Raw genomic sequence first — 18,429 nt, 5'->3', positions numbered from 1 at the left:
ATACGTTTAGGTTATGGATTTGAGTCTTCGGGAGATTCGGTTTTTCGTCGCCGCCGCTGAAACGGGATCATTTACCGATGCAGCACTGCAGCTTCATGTGTCGCAAGCCGCGGTTTCGCGCACCATTGCAAACTTGGAAAAGGTTGCTGGGAGCAAACTATTACGACGATTGCCGCGCGGGTGCGAACTCACCGGCATCGGCCAGCAGATTCTGCCGCATGCCCGTCGGGTGCTGGCCGAGGCCGAGCGGCTGCGTGAAGTGCTGGCTTCGCAGCACAGCACACTTCGGCTGGGGTACGCATGGTCGGCGCTTGGCTCCCACACGGTGCCATTGCAGCGGGAATGGGCGAAGAGGTACCAAGATATTGCGTTGGAACTGATCAGATACAATTCGCCCACGTCGGGGCTTGCGGAAGGGCTGTGCGATGCGGCTATCGTGCGCATTTCCGTGAATGACAAACGATTCGACTCCGTGGTGGTCGGCTTGGAGCGGCGGCTGGTCGCGTTCGCCTCGGACGATCCGCTCTGGTCCCAGCGCGAACGGGTCACCATGGGCGAGATCGCCGAGCGCACGGTTATCATCGACCCGCGTACCGGGACCACAAACATCCAGCTATGGAGCGGTTTGGAGCATACCCCGAAGGTCATCGAGTCCAATGACGTCGATAGCTGGCTCGACGCGATAGCGGCGGGGCAAGGGGTCGGGACCACGGCCGAAGCCACTGCGCACCATCATCCCCGGCCCGGCATCAGCTACCGACCGATAACCGACGGCCCACGCATACCCGTGCGGCTCGTCTGGTGGCACGACGAGCAGCCCGCCGGCTTGAATGACCTGATCGGTACCGTCACGCAGCTGTACGCGAGCGACTGAGCGACTAAATGAGCGCAGACTCAGCGTACGTTTTCCCTCACCGTGTCGAAGTCCGTATTGGAAAACGTACGATGAATGATGCTCAGTGTACGTTTTCCAATACGAGACTGTGAAGCGTAGCGGAAAACGTACGTTGACTCATACGATCCGCCGGTCGGCGGCCCAGCGGGTCAGTTCGGTGCGGTTCGAGAGCTGGAGCTTGCGCAGCACTGAGCTGACATGGGTTTCGACGGTTTTGATGGAGATGAACAGCTCGGCGGCCACCTCCTTGTAGGTGTATCCGCGGGCGATGAGGCGCATGACCTCCTGCTCGCGCGCCGAAAGACGGTCGAGCTCGTCGTCATGCGCGGCGGGGGCGACGTCTTGGAAGGTGGAGAGCACGAATCCGGCGAGCTTGGGCGAGAACACCGCGTAGCCCTCATGCACCTGGATAATCGAATTCATCAGATCTTGCCCGGTGATGGTCTTGGTCACGTAGCCGCGCGCCCCGGCGCGGATTACGGAGCCGACATCCTTGGGCGAATCTGAGACGGAGAGTGCCAGAAATGCCGAATCGGGGGAGAGCGGCTGCGATTTGGCGAGAATTTCCGCGCCGCCTCCGCCCTCGCCGCCGGGCACATGCACATCGAGCAGCACCACATCGGGCGCGGTCTGGCTGATCATCGCGATGGAGCCTTCGACGTCAGCTGCCTGCCCGACAATCTGGAAATACGGCTGCAGCGTGGCGATGACGCCCGCACGGAACATCTCATGGTCATCGACGACGGCGATGCGGATATGTTTGAGATCTTCGTTGCTGTGGCTGGGGGAGGGGTCGGTGTGTTGAGCATCATCGCCCGAAAATTCGACGTTTGTAGCGGGTTTATTGTCGAAGGTATCGGTGCCGTTCATCGTTGCTCCTTGTTATTCGCGTCGTCACTGGTGCTGTGCGGTTTGCCGCCGCCCGCGTCGTTGCTGTGTGGCTTATCGGCAGCTGCGCCGCCATCTGCACTGTCATGAGCATTTTCAGCGGTCTCATCGGCCTTGCCGTCTCCGTCGCCTACGCAGGTGACCGGCATATGCATGCGCACTTCGGTTCCCCAATTCGGCTTCGACACAATCTCCACTGTACCGCCGCGCCGCGTGATGCGCCCGACGATCGATTCGCGGATGCCGAGCCGATTGGCGGGCACGGTGTCCGCGTCGAAACCGCTGCCGTGGTCGCGCACATACACTTCGACCGTGCCCTTGCCCGCCTCGCAGTACACCGAAATCGGCTCGCCGCCATGCGTGGCCGCGTTGACCAGCGCCTGCCGCGAGGCGTCGAGCAGCGCATCGGTCTGCGCGCTGGGCAGCGCGTCGCCTACGGTCACCACCTCGATCGGCTTGCCATGCTCATCCTCGACCTGCGCGGCAATATCGCTCAGGCCCCGGCTCACGGAGCGCTCGGGCGGCGTGCGTTCCTGATAGAGCCAGTCGCGCAGCTCGCGCTCCTGCTGGCGGGCCAGCGTGAACACCGTGGTCGGCTCCTCGCTGTGCAATTGAATCAACGCCAGCGTCTGCAGCACGCCGTCGTGTAGATGGGCTGTCATATCGGCGCGCTCTTCCTCGCGCTCCTTGAGCGCCCGCTCGGTGCCGACATCGCGGATCAAGGAATGCATCCACGGCACAATCGCGATGCCAGTGCCCACGAGCATTGCCAGACCGGCGAGAAGCACCATGCGGATATCCGGATTGCCGGCGTTCGCAGGCGATGAATTCATATGCGCCGAAGAGACGATATACGTCGTAAAGGCAAGGAACTGCATGGCGATGCCGATGATCATCGAGCGCAGTTGCCCGTTTTCGGCGTTATAGCGCAGCCATGAGATGCCGATACCCGCGAGCGAGATCAGCGTGGCGGCGAGAATGCCTACGGCGAGGCCTGTGGCGGCCAGCAGCACGCCAATCGCAAGGATCAGTAATCCAGCGAGTGCGAACAACGACGACTTTGGAGCGCGACGCAGCGCTGCCAGCAGACTTTCCGCAGAACCACGTATATCGTCTGCAGCGTCATGCATGGCATCGTTGGAGGCGGATTCGTGGGCGGTGGCGCTGCCCGTGTCGGTACCATCGGCTGGCGGCTTCGCGGCATTGCTCTGCGTGGCCCTGCCCTGTGCTGCGGCGTAAGGCCTATTGCCATGCGACAGCGGCGAATCGGCCACCGGAACGTCACGCGCGAGCGCCGCGGCGGCGCGAACCGGGTCGCCGGAAGGAACGAAAATCCACAGGAACAGATAGGCGATGAGGCCGGACCCGAACAGGAAGGTCGAAGCCAGAAACGCCAGCCGCACCGGCCAGACCTTGATGCCCAGGTGTTTGGCAATCCCCAGACACACCCCGCACAGCATGCGGCCGTGCTCCGGGCGCATCAGCGGCAGCACGGCAGGACGGACTGGCGGTGCCAAAGGGCTGGGCGTCATGCCGTGCATCCGGCCGGGAGCCATACCGGGAGCACCGTTGTGCTGCGGCGGTCGCATGGTGGTGGTCTGCGTCATACCCTCTATTGTGCCTTCCTGATGCGCCCAAGGGTAGGCGGAGCGCCAGAGTTCAGGGGATAATCAGGGTGTTCCCTGATACGATGCTGCGCGTGCGTTTGCTGTAATAGAGGCATGAGCAATCCATATGACGCGGCACCGCCGCAAGAACCACATCCGCAGGATCCGTACGACACCATGTTCTCGACCCATGCGCGACGCTTCTTCGCATGGATACGGAGCGGCCGCATCAGCCGCAGCGAGGATCGCTGGGTTGGCGGCGTGTGCGCCGGGCTGGCCGAGCGCATCGGGTGGAGCCCGGTGCTCGTGCGCGCGCTGATGGTCGCCTCCACCGTAGTATTCGGCTTCGGCCTGGCGTTCTACGCCCTCGCCTGGTTCCTGCTGCCCGACGACTATGACGGCCGCATCATGGCGCAGGATCTCGTCAATGGGGTCTGGCGCTGGGTGATGCTGGGGCCGCTGGCCATGTTCGTGGCTGTTTTCGTATTCCCCGGCCGTGGGCTGTTCGTGGACGCGCTTGCGCTCGCGGCGCTTTTGGTCGTGGTCAACAATCTCTCGCATCGCGAGCATATCGCTGGCAGGGGAGCCGGGTACACCGGCCCGCAGGGCAACCCATCTGGGCCGCAGCCGAATCCTGAAGGGTGGAGCCCGCGGTTCGGCGGGCCTATGGGCGGACCTGCGCCTAGGCCGGCTGGTTCTACCGGTCCTACTGGCTCCACCGGTCCAGCAAGTCCGGCTGGTTCACATTCCGGCGGGCCAGCCAGGCCAGCAGGTACTGAACCGCCAACATATGGCATGCCTCCTGCAAGCGGCTACGGAACGGCCCATTCCACGGCAAACGCAAGCGCTGCAGGCTCTGCCGGTCCCATGAATGGCCCCACAGGCGGCTCTGCGGGCTGGGCTCCTGGCCCCAATCCTGCTGCGTCGGCCGCGTCAGCATACCGTAGGCCGGTTCCGCCGCATGACCCGCATTATGCGAGCCATCTTGCGCACGACATTCGTGACCAGAGTTTTGCGGCGACTTCGCCTGTGCCGAGGTACGCGCGGCGCAAACCGGCCGGCTTCGGCGTGGTCATGGCTGTGCTCGGGCTGATATTCGTCTCGGCGGCGGTCCTGTTCGGCACGCAGCTGAACGCCAGCCTCTATCTCGGCGATATCGTGAAGATGGCGGTGCTGTGGAGCGCCGGCGTGTGCCTGCTTATCGGCGGTGTGATCGTAGTGCTCGGGCTGATGGGCCGGCGTTCGGGCGGGCTGATTCCGCTGGCTTGGCTGGCGGGTTTCGTCGCGGTCAGCTTCGCCGTCGTCGGCGCGTTCTATACGTACAATCTCAACGATATGAGACTGACGAACGCCTCGTATGCGACGGTTTCAGGGCAGAGCGAGCGTTCATTCGGGCCGAGCGAGCAAGACATGACGACGCTGAAGAACGGTGTCGCCTTCGTAGGCAACGACTATGACAGCAATCGTGCCAGCATCGATTTGAGCGGCTACGCAAAGGGACACAAGCCGCATGATCTGAAGCTTGACAGCGGCAAGACGGTGCCCTCGCAATGCCCCACCGGCGTCATCAATCTCACCGCCTACCGCACGCAGGTGTCGATTACGCTGCCTGATGGATGCTCGTACGAGTTTGGCAACGGCATCGATAATTGGCAATATTATGGTTCCGTGCGGTCGGTCGGCGGACGGTATGCGTCCGTGAACCGGTCGTCGTCGGCTGGCCTCTTCGAATTCATGCAGTATACAGGCCATGAGAATGACAGCAATTATCAATGGCTGTATGGCGATGATCGGCCTGCCGACGGGCCAGAGCTGTGGATCAACGCCACGCATGTGATCGAGGCCAGGGTCTCGGTGCGCTATGCTTCCGAACCTGCTGCAAGCACTAGCGACATGGCCTGGGATGACATGAATGGCGTGATTTGGAACGGTTCTTCCGCTTCCTTGTCCTCCTTATCATCGCAAGTGCCTGCGGTGACTCTTATCGCCGAGAACGGCGTGAATGATGGGAATGGCACGCAAGATACGAAAGGCTCGAAAGAATCCGCCACGCAATTGAGAGTGATTGGCACGCAGCAATCCGCATCGACTAAGGAGTTTGGCCATGAGTGAGTTCAACGAGACGCCGGAGACCAATCGTGATGATGTCGAAGCCGTACTCCCGGCAGAATGCTCGACGAACACCACGCAAATGCCGATCTACGACGGGCATGCGAAGGATGACGCCGATGTGGCGCCAGCTGCGGACGCCAATGCCGACACAGGCGTTGAAGTGACTGAGGTTCTTGGCGCGACTGCAATTCCTGACGCATTCGAAAGTCCCAGTGCCGTCGAGAGCCTTGACGCAACGGAAATCATTGAGAAGAGTGAAGGCTCTGACACGGCCGAAACCGTCCAGTTGCCGAGCGCTCTTGACCAAGCAGTGTCGGTTGAAGCAACTGCGGTCATTGATTCGTCTGAAAGCATTGACTCGGCTGGAAGCGCCGATTCTTCTGAAAATATTGACTTGCGTGAAACTGGTGCCGAGCGCGAGCCTGATGCCAGTGAAGCGGACGCGAATGCAGCCGGTTCTGATGCCGAAACCGAATACATCGCGGAATCGGCATCCGATGCTACGGATGCTTCCACAGTGGTACTCGACGGAGCCGCCGAATCGAACGGGACAGCCGAATCAAGTGGGGTCGCTGAATCGAACAGAGCTGCCGAGCCAGATGGAGCTGTTGAATCGAACGAAACGGAAGGCGATACTGCCGCGCAAACTGACGCCGATGAGTCCCCATCGGCCACAGCGCAGGGCGACCAGCCGGCCTCGACCTCGGTGCCGCTGTACGCAACAGAACCGCCACGAGGCTATGGCGATCCGCAGCATGGCGCGAATCGGCAGCATGGCGCGAACCCGCAGTCTTCCTGGAATCCTCAGCACTCCCAGCAGTCGTACGTGCAGGTGCCGCGTGAGCCGCAGCCCGTCGCCCCGCTGATGGTGAAAACCGGGCCAAGCGTCGCAACAATTGTCTTCGGTACACTCGGTCTGGTACTGGGGGCGGTTATCGCCGCGTTCGGGTTGTTCTTCCCGATGGCAACTGTCGTCGACCCGGTCGTGAGTTTCCGCGTAGCCATCGCCGCGCTATGCGCCATACTAGGCGGCATCCTCATCGTCGTAGCGCTGATATGGGCGCTGGTCTCCTGGCTGCGCCGAGGCAATCGGCGTTTAGATGCAGAGGACGTCGATACGGAGCAGGCAGCAAAATAGAAGCCCCAGGCATCGTCAGAATGCGTGGAATCATGCGGTTTGCGGTGCGATTGCAGCCTTGTGCCCCTGCGTGCCACCGGTGCTGGAAAACTAGCTAGTTCGGCCCGCTATGACGGGTGGGACGCGCGGTCATGCTTTGGCTGGTATCTCGAAGGCGGTGTCGATGGTGCTGATGCGGGCGAAGCGTCCGGCGAGGGCGAATTCGGTGCGTTCGATGATTGCGTCGGTGCCGAGCACCGCTCCGGTGTCAGGCCGGCGGATGGGGAAGGTGGCGGTGGCTTCGGTGACGAAGGTGACATGGTACCCGAGGTCGGCGGCGACCCGGGCCGTGGTTTCGCAGCACTGCTCGGTCTGGATGCCGCAGATTACGAGATTAGTCACGCCAGTACGGGTCAAGTGCTGGGCGAGATTCGTGGTCGTGAACGCGTTGCGCGAGGTCTTCGTGACGATATGCTCGCCCTCGGCGGGATTGAGGCCGTCAAGTGGCCGGACGAGCCCGTGCGCCGGATCGAATTCATCGCTCGAGTTCGGGGATGCGTGAAGCACCCAGACAACCTGATGGCCCTTTTCGCGCGCAGTGGCTACGAGACGGGCCACATCGGTGACGATATCCGGGTTTGAGACCTGGCCCCATTCGGGCAGAGCAGGGAAGGATCGCTGCATGTCGATCACGATCAGGGCGGAATGCGAAGAAGTCATATCCCTATTCTCGCCCGACGACACGACCCGCAACGTGATGATGTGACGATACATCTGACGGAGTCGCTCGGGGGTGTCGCGAGTGCGTAGCACTCGCGAGGTGCCGCTATTCTCCAAAGTGAGTTTTACGGATTGTCGTCAAGCTCGCTGTAAGCGGGTTCGTGCAGAAATGTTTCGTCCATCACTGGTCCGACATGCCGAACCCGATTGGCGTCACTGTAACTGACTGGTGTGACGATGGCGGCATGCTCTGACGGCTGTGCCGGTGAACCGTCGATGTGTACATAGAGCTGTGAAACATTTCGACTTGACAGTTAGAATTCTAATAGTTAAGATTCTAACTATGAACGCTCGCATCGCAGATATCACCACCGCCATCCGCACGCTCGCCTTCGCCCAACGAGAAGACGCAGACGCTTGGGTGCGCGGCAGCGGTCTCACCAGGCAGCAGGCGTTCAGCCTCGGTTTCATCGAGGGACGGCAACATCGCGGAGTGATCGCCCGCGATCTAGCTGAAAGCACTCGGACCACGCCGGCCTCCGTCGCCAGTGTGCTCAAAGGGCTGGAGGAGCGCGGACTGGTGGTCAGACGGCCATCCCCGGAAGATTCCCGGGTCAAATTGCTGACCGTGACCCCCGAGGGATCACGGCTCGTCGCCGGTTACGAAGAGCGGATGTGGGCCGATCAGGCCCAGCGCCTCTCCGTGCTCAGCGATGATGAACAAGAGCAGCTGCTCACGCTGCTCAGGCGTGTCACGGCTGGGGTGCAAATGCCCGAGCGGCCGCGCGCCTTCCCGGAGGCTGCGCGCCCCGAATAAGCGCCACGTCTTTATCCCATTATTTTTTTCGTATATTCGTAGACCCCTGCATGCGCTGGAGCCTGCCCGAAAACACCCCAAATGGAGGGTCTACCATGTCTGAAAACAATCAGAACATCCTTGCCAAAGCGCCGATATGGAAGGCACTTGCCCATCTGTGCATCCCCATGATCGCCGGTCTGCTTATCGGCGTCGTCTACAATATCGTCAACGCCGGTTTCATCGGTTCGCTGCCTGAATCGACTCCGTTGCTTGCCGCGCTGACATTCTCACTGCCCGTCTTCTCGCTGCTCATGGCCGTGGGCAACGTTTTCGGCGTCGGCGGCGGCACCTACATCTCCCGTCTGCTCGGCTCCGACCAGCACGAGGAACCGCAGTCAGCTCCCGGCGCAAACGCCGCTGAGCAAGATTCCACGGGAATCCGCATCCGCAAAGTCGGCGCGTTCACTGTTTGGGGCGCGGCTCTGGGAGGCGTCGTGGTCGGCATCCTCGGCGTCATCTTCGCCACGCCGATATCCATGGCCCTCGGTGCCTCCGGCACCGACCTGCTCCCGACCTCACAGTACATCGGCGCGATGTTCGCGTTCGCTCCCGCGCTGGTCTGCGCCTTCGCGATGGAACAGGTCGTGCGCTCGGAAGGTGCCGCAACCGCCTCGATGATTGGCCTGATCGCCTCCACCATCGCCAATCTGGTGTTCGACGTGCTGTTCATCCTGATCCTTGGCTGGGGCGTGCTTGGCGCGGGCATCGCGCTGGGCCTCTCGAACGTCGTCGCCGTCGCTTACTACGGATGGTGGCTGAGCAGGAGGGCTGCCGCGGTATCCATCGCGCCGAAATGGTTCCACATCGATCGCACCATGCTGGCCACCGTCTTCGGGGTGGGCGTCTCGGAGTTTCTGCAGGCTTCGTTCCTTATCGTCACCGGTCTGGTGCTCAACTGGATCGCCATCGCCTACGGGGATGCCCTGCTCGCTGCCTTCGGCGTGGCCCAGCGCGTCGCCCAATTCCCGGAGATGATCTGCATGGGGTTGTTCATGGGAGCCGTGCCGCTATTTGCCTTCAGCTTCGGCGCTGGCAATCAGCCACGACTGCATACCGCCGTCAGAAACGTCGCCATTGCCATCGCCGGGGTCACCGTCGTATGCTCCGGACTCATGTTCCTGTTCCGCAATCCGCTCTTCGCCTTATTCAGCCACGATCCCGCTGTCGTCAGCGACGGCGTCCTGATTCTTACCGCCATGCTTATCTCAACCCTGTTCAACGGTTTCACCGGACTCATCATCGCGGTGTTCCAAGCCACCGAGCAGATGAAGGCGGCTACGGTCATGTCCGTGCTCCAAGGCGTGCTCTTCATCCCCGTCGTGCTTATCGGCAACGCGGTATTCGGCATGAACGGCGTGATCTGGGCCATGACGGCCACTGAGATCATGACCTTCATCGTCGGCATCGTGCTCTACCTCGTTGGCAGCCGCAGGCCGCAGCAAGCGCCAGTGCCTGACGTCGCGGTTCGGTAGACGGTCTGGGCCAAAGGCTTAGGATCCGCACAAGCATGCGGTTCCGGCCTTTTAGAAGCTTATTTGGCTAGGTATAGCCGCTTTTGAAAGCTAGAACTTCTTAGATATTCCTTACTACCTGATCGTGGAACACGAGGGTGATCAGATAGTATTCGGAAAGCTTGCCCCATTCGCCGGACTCGTCGCACATGATGCTCAGTTCGGGCATATGAAATCCTTGCGAACAGAAGAGGTGCCGGGGGAATACCCCCGGCGGCTTGGAGCCTTCCTTGGCAAACCCAAGAGAAAGCAATTCCATTGTAGGGTATGGCTATCTTTGATGCAACATAACTTTCGCGCTCGCTTTTACCTGAGACACCTCGGGAAAATGTGGAATAGGAATGGAAGTGGAAGCCGGATTCCCTGTGCATCATGGGGGCCGGCTTCCGCGCCATCCGGTACCTCTGCCGCCTCAGATTCATCGCGCAGCGCCATTCATTCCGTCATTTTCCGCGATTCTACTCCGTACTTTTCCTTGATTTCACTCCGCTGTTTTCCCTATCTGCGCCCCGTCGTTTTCTGTCGTCTACGATGGGTGTCATGACGCATACGCCAAACGATGAACTCGATCTCGACGCATGGATTCGCAGTCAGCCTCAGGAGGACTTGGCTGAGCTGCTTGCCGCCGCCGTGGCGGATGTTCCCGGCATGCACGAGTGGGTCCAGGCCCGATCGGTGCAGCAAACCGGTGACATGGGCAGCCTCGCCGCGCTCGTGGACGAAATCCTCAAGCCCTCTGCACGCTTTTACGATTACTATCAGTCGATCGATTACGCTAACGGCGGCTACGACACGGTTGTGACGCTGTGCCATTTCGCACATCAGCAACCCACCGCCGATCTCGTGCCGATTCTTGAACGTGCTCTCACGCTGACGACGCGGACGATGATGAAGGCTGACGACTCCTCCGGATCGATCGGCGATCTTGTGTACCGGCTTCTTGAGGCGCACTCGGCTGCGGTGGCGGGTGCGCGGCCACCGCTGTCCCAGCCAGAGCAGACGCGGCTCATCAAATGGATGGTGAAGTACCGCTATGGAGGAAAGCAGGATTCCTTCGATCTGGACATCGTGGCGTACGCTCCGGGGCTCTCAGCGAAGAGCATTGAGTCCTATCGGAAGGCGATTTCCAAAATCGACCTCGGAGAGTACGGCCAGTACCCACTCGAGCGATTGGCGGTGCTCGATCGCGACCGTGACGAGATCGTGGCAACGCACGGCGGCGAACCGCGCAACGAACTCATGGCGGGGCATCTTGTGAAGAGCCTCGCAGAAGCCGGCCTCACTGACGATGCCCGCCACTATGCACAGCTTGGTTTCAATATGGCGAGCCGCAGTTACGGAACCGAGCTCGACATGTATCTCGTTGACGATGCCATCTCGCGAGGGGACGCCGCAGCCGCAATCGAATACCGCTGGCAGTGGTTCCGAAGGTTCCCAGGCAGCGGCTCATTCGACAAGCTGCGCGAAACCGCCGCGACCCTCGAAGTCTGGGATGAGCATCGGGAAGCAGCCGAGCAATTGCTGCAGCGACACGATCCGCGAGGGTATGTCCGCTATCTGCTCGGCAAAGGCCAAGCTGACCGGGTTGATCGGACTGATCAGACTGACCATACCGACGCCGCCTGGGACTTCGCTCTAGAGCATCTTGACACCGAATCCACGCTCGACGCCGACCTCTGGCACTCGTTGTGCGTCGCGCGCGCAGCGACTCACCCCTTGGATGTTCTTCCTGTTTACGAGCAGCTTGTGACGTCCACGCTGCTGGAAACGGATGTGCGCAACTACCGTCGCGCGGCAAAACTCCTCAAGGAGATGGGCAAGATAGCCAAGAAGGCGGGCGACGATGCCGAGCGCACGTTCCGTGAGTTCGTGCAGCAAACCGCAGAACGCAATCGCCGCCGGCCCCGGTGTATCGAGATTCTTAGCAAGGCCAAGGTGCTCGCGTGATGAGGTAGTGCTGTGTTTTCTTGCCGATGCTTATTGCCATTGTCGGTTGCGTGCCGACCATGTTTTTCCCTGGGCTTCGCCCGTGATTGCGGGGTCGATGAGGCGTGATGCGAGAGCTGATGCCGACTCGACTGTGGGGAAATCGGCGCAGTGCGGAATGGATTTGCTTTGCTTGGCGTAGCCGTTGCCCCAAGTGGACGGGACAGTGAATCGCTCGAATGACTCCATATTCCTCCGCCGTCTTTCGGTTTCAATCGCAAGCCTGAGAGCGGTGCCGCTGATGTCCTGTGTGGCGGCGAGTATCACGATGTCGACGAGATCCTTCTCTCGACTGGACGGGCGGCCGTCGTAATTGGTCATTGTGGCGCAGACTTTATCGGCAATCTGATCTACAACTGGATAGAGTCGATATGGATTGCTGGCGAGTCGCGGCAGATCGAGCGCCGTCTTGGGAAACATGATCTGAATTTCATCGGTCATTCCTGCACCGACGACAAGATCGATATGCACGGTGCCTTTGCTCGCGACGCCGATGAATACGTTGAAGAACACTCGGTATCCGTCAGCGTAAGGCTGCGTGTCATCGCCGAGGGATGGCTCATGCCCGGCGTACTCAAATCGAAAGTGGTCGCCGAGATCGATTGCAGCAAGTCTCCTGAGATCTGCCAGGGCCTGATTGAGAGTGAAGCCTTGAAGGTAGAGGTCAATATCATGGGTGGAGCGAGTGGATGGGATTCTGGCCAGCATGCCCGTGCCGCCTTTCAGCACCCATTCCGATTCGTTGCCTTCGGAGAATGTTCGGCTGAGAAAGCGATTGAAATATTCCAGTTGGATGCGTTTGCCTGTATCCAGCGCCGGGTCGGCTTGGGCGGCTTTCTTCGCAGCGGCCTTGATCGCCGCCTCCACGCCGCGGGCTGTTGGATATGGTTCCGGGCTCTCGGTCACTGCTTCGCCTCCTGACCTGTCGTGTTTTCGATCTTGCCTTTGAGCTTATTGGTTGAGAACGCCACGAGGGCCCCTGAAATGTCCGCCAGAGCGGTGGTGTCCTGTGCTTCTAAAATAGGTTTGTTGCGATTGGGCTCCTCGGATATCTTCGTGGCTGCTTTGTGATTGTCAAAGATCCGCGAGCTGATCGCCGGATTTGCCATGATTCTGCTTGCGATGGAGTCGGGGCCAAGACCGGCGATCTCCAAAAGCCTTTCAAGCACTGCGTCGCCGTCGTGTCGTCTGAACCCGTTGCGTTCGGCCAGCGGGGAGAACAGCTCGCGCAGTCGGTCGAAGTCGAGCCGCTGCTTTTTTATTGCCATGCCCAAGGCGTCGGCGACGAGGCTCATCTCCCGCACGTCGTCGAGAAGATCGGCGAGGGTTCGTTCCAGAGTCATCACCGGAAGTCCAGCGGCCAGGGTGACGTCACGATTGTCAAGACGGCGTTGCCGGTAGCGGATCTCCGCGCGCTGTGTCTGGCGGCGCTTCGCCGTCACGAACTCGTGGCGGTCTGCCCATAGGTCCCCGACGCCGTGCAAGGCCGCGGCCGATGAGCTTGCGACGACAACGCCGTCGGCCAAGTCGTGCAGCCGCTCCTCGGCGCGCAGCTTCGGCTCGGTGCTGAGCCACGCCGCGCGAAGGTCCTCGAACTCGGTGTTCGGTGCGCCGGCGTCCCGGTACACGCCGTAGGCCAGCCGCTCCAAGTGTCCCGCATCGGCCAGGCGGGAGAGCGTAAGACGAGTGACGCCGAGAGCCCCAGCCTGCGCAGTGGTCACCATGCCCCACTGCGAAGCGGTGACTTCCGAGAGCGTCCGCAGAGCTTGATTCGATTTCATGCTTGAAATGTATCATATAAAAAGATACAATTCAAGCACAAAATTTGCACATGAAATCAGGTGAGGCTGATTTATCATTTGCAAATTCCTTGCATGTCATAAAGCTGGTACTCTCGTGGATGCGGCTTTGTTCCCGAAGATGCACTGCTTGCGGTCGATTTCGTCATGGATCTCACTACTGACCATCGACGCAGCGTCGAAAACATTCATGGTGCCATCGATGAACCAATCACGGAAGGCTTGGCCGAGCAATGGGGCCCCAAAGCAGGCGACCGGCCGAACCAAGCGGCCGCGCGCGAGGCAATGCGAGACGCCATCCTCATCGAGCCCTTCGACTGGTACAAGCAAAAGCTCACCCTCGCCCTCGATGGAATAGAACTCCACTTCAAGAGATAACGAGACTATCACGCCACAGCATATCGAATATCTCTGATTTCCAGCGTAAGCCTCAGAGCGTGAACAGGCCCCAGAACGCCAGTGAGATCAAGGAGAACACTGCGCTGAGCGTCAGTGCGCCGAGCACGATCCGGTGGCCGAACCCGGCAGCGACGACCGGCGTGGAATCCTGCGTGTGCAGATGCTCGGGTTCGCGCGCCAAGCGATTCTCGGCGAAACGAACGAGCAGCCAAGCGAAGGCCACGACGCTGAGCAAAGCAAGCGCCCGCAATGCCATCCATCCTGCAGACAATGCCGAGGCATCATTGCGCAGCGCAAGCGCGGCTGAGACGGTTCTGGCTAAATAAGCCAGCAAACCAGCCATGCTCGCCACAACGACAAGGGCATTCGCCACGAGCAAGCCGGCAATTCCTGCGCCGAAAGAGCCGTGCCTGTCGCCCTGTGTCCCGCGCCTGCGGCGTCGATGGGTCAGCACAAGCACCAGCGAGCCCAGCGCGCCAACCAGCAGACACAAGGGCGCCAGCGCCAGCAGTATCAGCAGCACTGGTAGCGAGCGAATCAGCCCGGGAGCAGTCGTCTTCGGCACGGCGAGGCGCTGATGAGGCTGTGTGCCGGCGATCATCGGCGTGCTCCAATCGTTGGCGGATGCGTCGGCAGCCACCGCGTTCACCCAGTTTTCGAGATCATGCGTGTACGACTTGTCAAGCGGCAGGCCGGGCTGCGAGGTACGCGCGCCGACGCGCATCTGATGATTGGCGGGGTAATAACGCATAGTGACATTGTCATTGCCGACCTGATGCGCATGCTCGCGCAGCATCGTCGCGCCCTGCTCGATAGGCATCGACAGGTCCTCGGTGCCGTAGTTCACCAGCAGCGGCATAGTGAGTGCGTCGAGGTAGCGCTCGGCGGGGAAGTCGGCGTAGCGCAGCCCCAGCATTGAGAAGTCCATGCTGATGAATTTGGCGACATTGCGCACCATCGGCTTCGGAGCGCCGATATACGTCATGTAGTTGCTCGCCGCCATCGCCATCTGCCTGCGCCCCGGGACGACGGGCGGGGAAGTGAGAATCATGAACGCGAGATCGGGGTGGTCGTGCGTCATGACGCTGGCGATCCAGGTGCCCTCGGACTCTGCATAAAGTCCGACGCGCGAGGCGTCAACATTGTCGCGGCTTTTGAGCACGTTCAGCGACGTGACATAGTCGCGGGCCATAGCGGTGTAGTCGCGCTGGAAGGTCGAATAGTTGTCCATGCGCTTGTCCGGCACCAAAGTGACGATGCCGGCCGAAGCCATTGCGGAGGCGATATCGCCGTAAACTGTATGCGCCTTGCCGGTTCCCGCGCCGTGAATGAACAGGCAGCCCGGACGTTTGCCTGTCGCGCCTACAGGTTCGCGCAGCACCGCGTCGACGGTGACTGACGGGGCGAGCCGGATGCGCAGCGTGGTTTCCTTGACTTGGTAGGTGCCCTCCTGGTTCGTGCGCTGCCCGCGTGCGGCAATCGCGGTGTCGGGCGCGGCGACGGTAACGCGATTGTTGGCAAGGCTGTTCCCGCTGTTGCCAGCACTGTTGCCGGCATTGTCGCCGGTCAGCGGGCTGACTTGCCAGTTCGGCGTCATCGCAGCGCCAAGCAGCGCGCACAGCACCAACAACACGACCGATGCGGCCGCAATCGAGGATATTCGCTTCACAGCGCTTTTCACAACATGCACGCGCCTTACTGTAGCGCCTCGGCCTCCTCAAGGCTTGTGAAGCCGCCGAGCAGCACGGTGTTGCGCACGGTCTCCTCGGTCAGGTTGCGGCCCTGCGACTGCAACTCGTCGATGAAGCGGCGGTAGAGCTCGAAGGTGCTAGACGAATAGGTGCCGAGCTCGCCGCGCAAGTAGCTTTCAAACGAAGTCGCGTCCGGCGCGTCCTCGGCGGTGCGCAGCACGCGCATGCCATTGCCAAGCTTGGGGTAGCGCGTACGGAATTCCAGAGCCCAGCCAACCTGCGTGGTGATGACCTGCTCCTGCAGCGCGATGCGTGCGTCCGGCAGCTGGGGAATATACGGCTCGATGCTCCTGCGGTATTCGCCTGGCGCGGTCGAGGCCATCATGCGGCCGTATTTTTCGGTTATCAGATTGCGGCCGAGGCAATCGGCCTCATCTAGGTCGTCGGCGTAGCTGCTCAGCAGCGGCGCGGGCCATGTGAGGAACTGGCTCAGCCGCATCTGATGGAACATCGGCCAGTTGCCCTGGCATGCGGCACGTCCGCCCTCGTTGTCCGTGCGCTGGAACTGCTGCCATTCATGCCGCACAATGGCTTCAGCAAGTTCGTTGCCGTCGCTGTTGACGCTGCCTTCGCTGATGTTCATAATCGCTCCTTTATCCCTGTATACAATGCCCCTGTACATATCTCTGGGTAGATATCCCTGCGCAAATATATGCGATACCGCTGCTCACAAGCTGTGCAATACCGCCGCGCTCGACTCGATATGCTCTTCGACATAGGGCCGCTGCCATTCGAGGAACGGCTCAGACGAATTGCTTAAGCTCTCGGCGTTAAGCTCGTGGACGATTTCGGCGCAGATATGATCAACGATGCTGCGGATTTGGTCTTGCGCCGGCCCTGAGCCCTTGCCACCTTCGCCGAATCCCGCGCCGCCGAAGCATGCCGCCGATGAAAGCCGCAGTATGGCTTCAAGCTGCTCGCACACGTCGGCGAGTCGCGTCGCCATACGCTTACTGAGCCTGCGCATCGCCGCGAACCGCCATTTATAGTACGGCAGGTAGCCCACGGTTACCGGCTGATTGATAAGAAAAACCAGCGAGCAGCACGCGTTAACGAATTCGTTGATCGACAGCCAGGCTGCCGCGCCGTCGCCACGGGCCAGCATGCGCGGCAGATTGTATTGCCCAGCCTGCGCGATCATGCCCAAACGGCGGGAAACCAGGGCGAGCCGCACGTCTTCGGGCATCATCTTGAAGCCTTGGCGGGTTTTGAGGAACATGCCGAGCGGATCGGCGAACACTTCGCCGTTGGTCGCCGCCGCCAGCGTGGCCTCGTCCAGCAGCAGCCATTCGTGCGACGTGCTGGCGGCAGGTGCCTGGCGGTATCCGGTCAGGCGCTCGAAGAAATCGCCGATGGCGAACACGCCGACCCGCCGGCTCGCCCCACCCGCCCGCGCCGTGGACTCGCGGGGTCCATATCCCATGAACTCGCTCGGCAGCGCGTCGTAATCGGCCTGCAAACGCTCGCCGATGCGCGCGTAGTCGTCATCGGCGAGCCACAGGCAGAAGCCGGGGCCGAAATCATGGTCCTGCGAGAATTCGTCATCGAAGCCGTAGCATTCCGAGCCGTGCCCGATCAAGCCGGCCGCGATGCGCCCGCGATACTCGGGATATCGCTCGGAGATAAGCGCCTTGCCGTACTCGTTCCAATACGCGCGAGCCAAACGCAATCCAGATATGCGCTCGCGCGGCTGGCCAGTGTGAGGTTGCTGGGCTGCAGTGCGCTGGTTGGCGACCGAACCATCTGCGACTTGATTCTGCGCCAAACCAGCCGCCTCCTGCGCGCTCTTCAGATTCTCCTCGGTGATGCGGTAGTAGTCCGTGTCGGTGCCATAGCATTCCGCGATCACCGCAAGCGAGTGCTGATACACGTCAGCAGCCTCGGCGAAACGGCCCAGCGCGAAGCAGACCTGCGCATAGCCAGCCAAAGCCGACGCATAATGCGCACTGTGTTCGAGATGCCCCGTATGGTAGATGTGCAGCGCCTGCGACGCATGGCCCAATGAGTTCGCGAGCAGTTTCTCGCGCTGTGCGGCATCACCTACGGCGGCACTATTCGTCTGTGCGCCCGCCTCGGCCTCCTGCAGCAGCACCAGCGCCAGATTTGTATGGGTGGAGGCCACATCGATATCCGCCGTGGCGTCAACGCTTGCGGTTTCAAGGATATGCAGCGCGGTTTCCAATTCCTGCTGCGCGTGGGGCAGCTGCCCGGTTTCGCTGTAGAGCATCGAGAGATTGTTGTGCAATGCGGCCATGCGCCGGTCGGTGGGGGAGAGCGTGCGCGTGGCATTGTCGAGCGCCTGACGATACAGGTTCTCAGCCCTGTCGTACTGACCTGCGGCGCGCATTCCGGTCGCCGCATTGATCAGCGTCGTGGTCCATGCCTCGCTGCCTTGCAAATCCATGCGCGAAGCCAGCTCGAGCGTGCGCTGGATGATTCGCTGATTGTCCTCATGCCGACCTTGGGAACGGTAGAATCCCATTGTTTCGTTAAGCACCGTGAGCATCCCGGCGTCATCTGCGGCGTTTTCAGCGTCGGACAGCGCCTGCTGCAAGTACGGTTCAGCCTTGGTGCCCGCGTCGTGCGCGTCGAAGATGGCATCGAGACCCGCCAGAAATTCATTAACATCGAAATGCGCCTGCCTGCTGGAAGCACTGCCGCCGCTGGTACTGGTGTTGCCATTGTCATCGCTGGCACTGTTGCCGCCACTGTCGTTGCTGTTATTGCGCCTGCCGCCGTTCAACTGTGCGTCTTTGCCCATCAGCGTTCCTTCCGCCAAATTCTT

15 protein-coding genes and 1 pseudogene are annotated in these 18,429 nt (G+C 61.0%); 7 read left to right on the top strand and 9 right to left on the bottom strand.

Annotated elements, in window-relative coordinates; translation table 11 throughout:
* Positions 1 to 13: 13 nt before the first annotated feature.
* The gene (locus LKK40_RS01565; RefSeq protein ID WP_304308620.1) at positions 14 to 874 is read left to right on the top strand and encodes a LysR family transcriptional regulator; all 861 of its coding nucleotides are present in this window, start codon (positions 14 to 16) and stop codon (positions 872 to 874) included.
* Between the two features lie 138 nt (positions 875 to 1,012).
* Here the strand turns inward: LKK40_RS01565 and LKK40_RS01560 are convergent, their stop codons facing one another.
* Both LKK40_RS01560 and LKK40_RS01555 read right to left on the bottom strand, forming a co-directional pair.
* Positions 1,013 to 1,765, bottom strand: coding sequence for a LuxR C-terminal-related transcriptional regulator (locus tag LKK40_RS01560; RefSeq protein WP_152581123.1), 753 nt, complete (start codon positions 1,763 to 1,765; stop codon positions 1,013 to 1,015).
* Positions 1,762 to 3,339 (bottom strand): PspC domain-containing protein, encoded by a 1,578-nt coding sequence (locus tag LKK40_RS01555; RefSeq protein WP_434735109.1) that lies wholly within the window; start codon positions 3,337 to 3,339, stop codon positions 1,762 to 1,764. The genes LKK40_RS01560 and LKK40_RS01555 overlap by 4 nt, the downstream gene beginning before the upstream one ends.
* Before the next feature lie 165 nt (positions 3,340 to 3,504).
* Between LKK40_RS01555 and LKK40_RS01550 the strand changes: the two genes are divergently transcribed.
* Positions 3,505 to 5,502: a PspC domain-containing protein gene (locus LKK40_RS01550; RefSeq protein ID WP_304308619.1), complete on the top strand. Its 1,998-nt coding sequence runs from the start codon at positions 3,505 to 3,507 to the stop codon at positions 5,500 to 5,502.
* Complete coding sequence (locus LKK40_RS01545) at positions 5,495 to 6,640, top strand: hypothetical protein (RefSeq protein ID WP_304308618.1); 1,146 nt, start codon at positions 5,495 to 5,497, stop codon at positions 6,638 to 6,640. The genes LKK40_RS01550 and LKK40_RS01545 overlap by 8 nt, the downstream gene beginning before the upstream one ends.
* A 129-nt stretch (positions 6,641 to 6,769) precedes the next feature.
* On the opposite strand, the gene LKK40_RS01540 is transcribed toward LKK40_RS01545, so the two are convergent.
* Positions 6,770 to 7,339, bottom strand: a complete 570-nt coding sequence (locus tag LKK40_RS01540) for a cysteine hydrolase family protein (protein WP_304308617.1) — start codon at positions 7,337 to 7,339, stop codon at positions 6,770 to 6,772.
* A gap of 343 nt (positions 7,340 to 7,682) precedes the next feature.
* On the opposite strand from LKK40_RS01540, the gene LKK40_RS01535 reads away from it, so the two are divergent.
* The gene (locus LKK40_RS01535) at positions 7,683 to 8,156 is read left to right on the top strand and encodes a MarR family winged helix-turn-helix transcriptional regulator (protein WP_304308615.1); all 474 of its coding nucleotides are present in this window, start codon (positions 7,683 to 7,685) and stop codon (positions 8,154 to 8,156) included.
* 95 nt (positions 8,157 to 8,251) lie between these two features.
* Entirely contained in the window at positions 8,252 to 9,670 is a 1,419-nt protein-coding gene (locus LKK40_RS01530; protein ID WP_304308613.1) for an MATE family efflux transporter, read from the top strand.
* A 118-nt stretch (positions 9,671 to 9,788) separates the two neighbouring features.
* Here LKK40_RS01530 and LKK40_RS10750 read toward each other — a convergent pair.
* Positions 9,789 to 9,878: pseudogene (locus tag LKK40_RS10750) on the bottom strand (DUF3800 domain-containing protein); the annotation flags it as partial.
* Between the two features lie 371 nt (positions 9,879 to 10,249).
* On the opposite strand from LKK40_RS10750, the gene LKK40_RS01525 reads away from it, so the two are divergent.
* Positions 10,250 to 11,656 (top strand): hypothetical protein, encoded by a 1,407-nt coding sequence (locus LKK40_RS01525; RefSeq protein WP_304308611.1) that lies wholly within the window; start codon positions 10,250 to 10,252, stop codon positions 11,654 to 11,656.
* A 30-nt stretch (positions 11,657 to 11,686) separates the two neighbouring features.
* On the opposite strand, the gene LKK40_RS01520 is transcribed toward LKK40_RS01525, so the two are convergent.
* The gene (locus LKK40_RS01520) at positions 11,687 to 12,601 is read right to left on the bottom strand and encodes a nucleotidyl transferase AbiEii/AbiGii toxin family protein (RefSeq protein WP_304308609.1); all 915 of its coding nucleotides are present in this window, start codon (positions 12,599 to 12,601) and stop codon (positions 11,687 to 11,689) included.
* Positions 12,598 to 13,476 (bottom strand): type IV toxin-antitoxin system AbiEi family antitoxin domain-containing protein, encoded by an 879-nt coding sequence (locus LKK40_RS01515; protein WP_304308607.1) that lies wholly within the window; start codon positions 13,474 to 13,476, stop codon positions 12,598 to 12,600. Before LKK40_RS01515 ends, LKK40_RS01520 begins: the two co-directional genes overlap by 4 nt.
* Positions 13,477 to 13,641: 165 nt before the next feature.
* On the opposite strand from LKK40_RS01515, the gene LKK40_RS01510 reads away from it, so the two are divergent.
* Positions 13,642 to 13,872, top strand: a complete 231-nt coding sequence (locus tag LKK40_RS01510) for a hypothetical protein (protein ID WP_304308605.1) — start codon at positions 13,642 to 13,644, stop codon at positions 13,870 to 13,872.
* A 52-nt stretch (positions 13,873 to 13,924) separates the two neighbouring features.
* On the opposite strand, the gene LKK40_RS01505 is transcribed toward LKK40_RS01510, so the two are convergent.
* From LKK40_RS01505 to LKK40_RS01495, 3 genes are all read right to left on the bottom strand, one after another.
* Positions 13,925 to 15,574 (bottom strand): alpha/beta hydrolase family protein, encoded by a 1,650-nt coding sequence (locus LKK40_RS01505; protein ID WP_304308603.1) that lies wholly within the window; start codon positions 15,572 to 15,574, stop codon positions 13,925 to 13,927.
* 14 nt (positions 15,575 to 15,588) lie between these two features.
* Positions 15,589 to 16,227, bottom strand: a complete 639-nt coding sequence (locus tag LKK40_RS01500; RefSeq protein WP_304308601.1) for a DUF4125 family protein — start codon at positions 16,225 to 16,227, stop codon at positions 15,589 to 15,591.
* Between the two features lie 84 nt (positions 16,228 to 16,311).
* Positions 16,312 to 18,405 carry a DUF4037 domain-containing protein gene (locus tag LKK40_RS01495; RefSeq protein WP_304308599.1) on the bottom strand — a complete coding sequence of 698 codons (2,094 nt, stop codon included), beginning with the start codon at positions 18,403 to 18,405 and terminating at the stop codon, positions 16,312 to 16,314.
* Positions 18,406 to 18,429: the final 24 nt, after the last annotated feature.

The sequence above is a fragment of the Bifidobacterium tibiigranuli genome, assembly GCF_022655035.1.
GTDB lineage: Bacteria > Actinomycetota > Actinomycetes > Actinomycetales > Bifidobacteriaceae > Bifidobacterium > Bifidobacterium tibiigranuli_A.
This window is presented reverse-complemented; position numbering and strand designations above follow the sequence as displayed.

Excerpts from the sequence above, each read along its gene's own strand:
- LKK40_RS01555 (WP_434735109.1), bottom strand. The coding sequence starts at position 3,339 with ATGGCTCCCGGCCGGATGCACGGCATGACGCCCAGCCCTTTGGCACCG.
- LKK40_RS01565 (WP_304308620.1), top strand. The coding sequence starts at position 14 with ATGGATTTGAGTCTTCGGGAGATTCGGTTTTTCGTCGCCGCCGCTGAA.
- LKK40_RS01500 (WP_304308601.1), bottom strand. The coding sequence starts at position 16,227 with ATGAACATCAGCGAAGGCAGCGTCAACAGCGACGGCAACGAACTTGCT.
- LKK40_RS01540 (WP_304308617.1), bottom strand. The coding sequence starts at position 7,339 with ATGACTTCTTCGCATTCCGCCCTGATCGTGATCGACATGCAGCGATCC.
- LKK40_RS01550 (WP_304308619.1), top strand. The coding sequence starts at position 3,505 with ATGAGCAATCCATATGACGCGGCACCGCCGCAAGAACCACATCCGCAG.
- LKK40_RS01495 (WP_304308599.1), bottom strand. The coding sequence starts at position 18,405 with ATGGGCAAAGACGCACAGTTGAACGGCGGCAGGCGCAATAACAGCAAC.
- LKK40_RS01535 (WP_304308615.1), top strand. The coding sequence starts at position 7,683 with ATGAACGCTCGCATCGCAGATATCACCACCGCCATCCGCACGCTCGCC.
- LKK40_RS01510 (WP_304308605.1), top strand. The coding sequence starts at position 13,642 with ATGGATCTCACTACTGACCATCGACGCAGCGTCGAAAACATTCATGGT.
- LKK40_RS01515 (WP_304308607.1), bottom strand. The coding sequence starts at position 13,476 with ATGAAATCGAATCAAGCTCTGCGGACGCTCTCGGAAGTCACCGCTTCG.
- LKK40_RS01545 (WP_304308618.1), top strand. The coding sequence starts at position 5,495 with ATGAGTGAGTTCAACGAGACGCCGGAGACCAATCGTGATGATGTCGAA.
- LKK40_RS01530 (WP_304308613.1), top strand. The coding sequence starts at position 8,252 with ATGTCTGAAAACAATCAGAACATCCTTGCCAAAGCGCCGATATGGAAG.
- LKK40_RS01560 (WP_152581123.1), bottom strand. The coding sequence starts at position 1,765 with ATGAACGGCACCGATACCTTCGACAATAAACCCGCTACAAACGTCGAA.
- LKK40_RS01525 (WP_304308611.1), top strand. The coding sequence starts at position 10,250 with ATGACGCATACGCCAAACGATGAACTCGATCTCGACGCATGGATTCGC.